The organism is Bradyrhizobium sp. (genome assembly GCF_049586575.1).
Lineage (GTDB): Bacteria > Pseudomonadota > Alphaproteobacteria > Rhizobiales > Xanthobacteraceae > Bradyrhizobium.
In genome coordinates this window covers 1-3160 of record NZ_JBAVCF010000365.1, presented here as the reverse complement: position 1 = coordinate 3160, position 3160 = coordinate 1, and the positions used below count along the sequence as shown (strand labels likewise).

Annotated in this window: 3 protein-coding genes and 1 pseudogene; 2 read left to right on the top strand and 2 right to left on the bottom strand. The window is 61.9% G+C overall.

Going from position 1 to position 3160, the window contains the following annotated elements; translation table 11 throughout:
- Positions 1-112: pseudogene (locus tag WB528_RS14135) on the bottom strand (transposase); the annotation flags it as partial.
- Between the two features lie 234 nt (positions 113-346).
- Positions 347-1816: a 4-hydroxyphenylacetate 3-hydroxylase family protein gene (locus WB528_RS14130; protein WP_423889035.1), complete on the bottom strand. Its 1470-nt coding sequence runs from the start codon at positions 1814-1816 to the stop codon at positions 347-349.
- 123 nt (positions 1817-1939) lie between these two features.
- Between WB528_RS14130 and WB528_RS14125 the strand changes: the two genes are divergently transcribed.
- Complete coding sequence (locus WB528_RS14125; protein WP_423889034.1) at positions 1940-2863, top strand: dihydrodipicolinate synthase family protein; 924 nt, start codon at positions 1940-1942, stop codon at positions 2861-2863.
- 17 nt (positions 2864-2880) lie between these two features.
- Positions 2881-3160, top strand: a 280-nt coding sequence (locus tag WB528_RS14120; RefSeq protein WP_423889033.1) for a GlcG/HbpS family heme-binding protein, incomplete at its 3' end; no start/stop codon positions are given.

The following is a 3160-nucleotide window of genomic DNA, read 5'->3' as shown; positions in this document are numbered from 1 at the left end:
CCTGCTCGATTGGATTGAGATCGGGCGAGTATTTCGGCAGATAGAGTAGCCGCGCACGCGCAGTTTTGATGGCCTTTTCAACGGCAACGCCTTTGTGGGTCGGAAGGTTGTCGCTTAGCGGGAACTTGGCGTGGGGATCGCCGGTCCTCATCAAGATGAATTTTCTGCCGGAGCCGGCAGCCAGTTACATGCTGGAGCCGAAAGACGTTGAAAAGCTCGCGTCGCGATGAGCTTCAAAAAGTGTCAATCGAATAGCGCTACGGCTCAGGTCCAGCCACCGGAGCGGCCCTTTACCTTGTGGAAGGTGATCTCGAACGGCGGAAGCCGCTCAAGATTGCAAAGCTGATTAGATTTTTGGCACCACCGCCGGCGCGTCGTAACTCGCCAGCAGATCGTCGAGGCACTGCTTCCACTCGCCCCAGAGCCCGACCTCGTAGCTGTAGCTGTTCATCACGAAGGCCGGCCCAGCATAAAACTTCTCGTACTGCATGTGACGGCCGGCAAAGTCGGAGCCGAGCAGGTCCCAGGCCAGATTGAGAAACTTCATACGGTCCTGCGCGGACTGGCCGGGCACCGACCAGTAGGCCTCGAAGGTCTCGCGCAGCTTTTCGTCCTCGAGCACAGACTCGTCCGCCGGCATCTGGAACACCCCCGCTCCCATCAGTTCGCGCACATTGTCGCAGATCTCCGCGTAGTGCGTGCTGCACCAGTGCAGCGCCGCGTAGACGTAGCGGCGGTTGACGGTGTGATAGCCGTTCGGATGCGTCTCGCCGGTGTTGATCTGGCCCATGATCAGGCCTTCAAGCGTAGCCTCCATGGCCGCGAGCCGGCCGAGCGTGAATTGAACCGCCGGAATATTCCGCGCGCCGTTCATGTCGGCAACCTTGCCGGCGACACCAAGGATCAACTTGAGCTTCTCCAGGAAACGCACATTGGCCTGATGGTTTGCCATCACGTGACCGGGCGTGCGCATATAAATCTCGCGCGTCATCTCAACGTTGTCGTGACAGAACACCCGCTCCCACGGCACCTTGACGTTCTCGAACAGCACGGCCGCATCGTTCTCGTCGAAGCGCGTGGCAAGCGGATTGTCGAACTCGCTGACCGCGTATTTCTCGTAAGACTTGCGCGACCAGATGCTCACGCCGGGGGCGTTGAGTGGTACAGCGCAGGTGATCGATTCCTTATCCTGTCCCTTCGCCACCGGCTGCAGATTCCCGCACCAGGTCTCGTGGCAGAACACCGTCGCGGTGCCGAGCATCTTCAGGCCATTGATGGTAACGCCCGCATCGTCCTCCGCCACCACGCGTAAGGTCGGCGGGGTGCGCCGTTCTGCGCTCTTCGGATCAGCCATTCGCCAGCCCTGCGGATTGGTGACGGTGTGCGAGGCGAAGATATCGTTCGACCTCATGTGCTTGTAGTAGTTCTTGATATTGTCGCCGAAACCCAGGCGAATGCCGTCGAACATCGCAGGATCCATCACGAGCCCACACACATAGCTCGGAAAATTATCCTGGGAGCGGCCCAGCAGACCGTGCGTCCACGACGCGATGCGCCGATGCGTCTCGAACCGCTTCTGCAAGTCCTCGCGCGTGCGCGGCAAAAGAAAGTAACTGGAGAAGGTCTCGCCATCCTCCTCGACAGCCATCACCGCACGGTTTTCCGACGCGCGTTTCCTGTCATAGATCGCGGCGAAGGAATGCGCGGCGTTGCGAAACGCCGGATGCGTGGTAACGTCGTCGACCCGTTCGCTTCCGACATAGATCCGCCGCCCATCGCAGATGCTCTCGAGATATTCTTTGCCGGTCAGCAGCATCGGTCGGTCCACCCTTGTCGCGGCGGAGGGTCGCTGGCCGCCGCGCAAAGATCAAGCCGACCCCCGGTAGCAATGGCCGCGCCGGGGCGATATCAATTGTTCGCCACACGCAGAGAGCATCCCATGCCGACCGCAGTGCAGACACCCGGATTGATCGTTGCGCCGCTGACCCCCTTCACCTCAGACCTCAAGGTCGATGAAACCGGACTGAAGCGCCAGATCGACTACGTGGTCAAGGATTGCCACGCCACCATGGTGGTCGCCGCCGGGGTCGAGACCCAGGAATATACCTATCTCAGCCTCGCCGAGCGCAAGGACCTGATCCGCCGCACCATCGATCTCACCGACAAACGCGTTCCGGTCATGGTCGGCATATCGCACGCCTCGTTCAAGACAGCGATCGAGTTCGCCCACGACGCGGAGCGATGGGGCGCCACAGCCGTTCAGCTTCTGGCGCCGCTTCGCCCGTTCGCCGGGCCGCCGACGCAGGGCGACCTGATCGCCTATTTCGAGGCGATCGGCCGCGAGACCAAGCTGCCGATTACGCTTTACCTCAATCCCGGCCCTGGCGCGGACGTGTCGGTCACCGACACCATCGCGCTCGCCAAGCTTCCCCAGGTGCAGCTCATCAAGGAAAGTTCGCGCGATCTCGCTCGCGTGTCGCGGCTCATCGTCGAGATCGACCGCGCCGGCCACGCCCGCTACTTCACCACCATGCAGATGCTGTTGGCGACATTGCAGCTCGGCGGCTCCGGCGCGACCATGCCTCCGCCAGGCTGTGAGATCGCGCGCGCCGTCATCGACGCGTTTGTCGCCAAGGACTACGAACGCGCCGCCGAAATCCAGCTTCAGTTCGCGCTGTTCCCGTCGAAGTGGATGCGTCGCGGGCTCGCGCCGGTCATGAAGGCGGCGATGAACCTGATCGGCATTCCGGCCGGCGAACCCTACCCGCCTTATTCGCCGCTCAGTAGCGACGAGATGACTGCGATGGCTGCAACACTGAAGAACACCGTGCTGGCGCCGCGCTTCAAAGCCGCAGCAGCCTAAGGAAAAAAGAGACACAAATGGCCCAAGCCGCTCCCCCCAGCACACCCTATGGCGCGCCCATCGATATCACCGCTGCCAAGAAAGCCATGGCTGCCGCCGAAGCTGAGGCGACCAGGAACAACTGGGGCGTCGCCATCGCGATCGTCGATTCTGGTGCCAACCTCGTCATGCTGCAGCGCCTCGACAACGCGCAGCTCTCGTCGGTCCGCATTGCCGAGCAAAAGGCGCGCACGGCGGCAGAATTTCGGCGCCCTACCAAAGTGTTCGAGGATGCTGTCGCCGGCGGGGGCATTGGCC